1 protein-coding gene is annotated in these 577 nt (G+C 46.8%); it reads right to left on the reverse strand.

What is annotated here, in order from left to right:
- Positions 1-577: pilus assembly protein N-terminal domain-containing protein (locus tag R7040_RS28535; protein WP_318097897.1), on the reverse strand; the 577-nt coding region annotated here is incomplete at both ends.

A 577-nucleotide genomic window follows, 5' to 3' on the forward strand; every position in this document is an offset into this window, starting at 1 on the left:
CAGCTCCAACAGAAGACCAATCAACACCTACAGTTTTCGAGAAACTTTCAGTCACTTGTGCTACAGAGATCTTAACGTTAACTTGCTGATCCGTGGCAACTTCTAGCAACTCCAAAATGCCTTCCCACGTCATGTTACGAGCAAAGATCATGCTTTGAGGTTCCTGTACATCAAACCCATCGCCCTTAAACTCAATAATGTCGGTATCTTCCCATTTCTCTACCTTCTTACGCCCCAGTAGTGTCGCCACCATGCGATAGATATCATCACGTTGTTGCTCAGAATCGACGATACCGCTTACTGCAACTTGCTGCCCCACCGACTCGACTTTGACATTTAGATCTGGATACATCAGCTTGATTTGACGACGCACGAGCGAGAGATCCACATCAACGATGATCCTCTGCGAGAGCAGCACTCTTTCCGAATTACCGTAAACGATAAGCCGTGCCTGCCCGACAGACTTGGCAAACACAACTACTGTATTTTCATTTACGACGTTGTAATCCACGTCTTCTGGATCGCTGATAAAAATGGTAGAGATAGCTTCCTCTACCGCGATGTGCTGACCATCCCC

Source organism: Vibrio sp. 1069 (genome assembly GCF_033340555.1).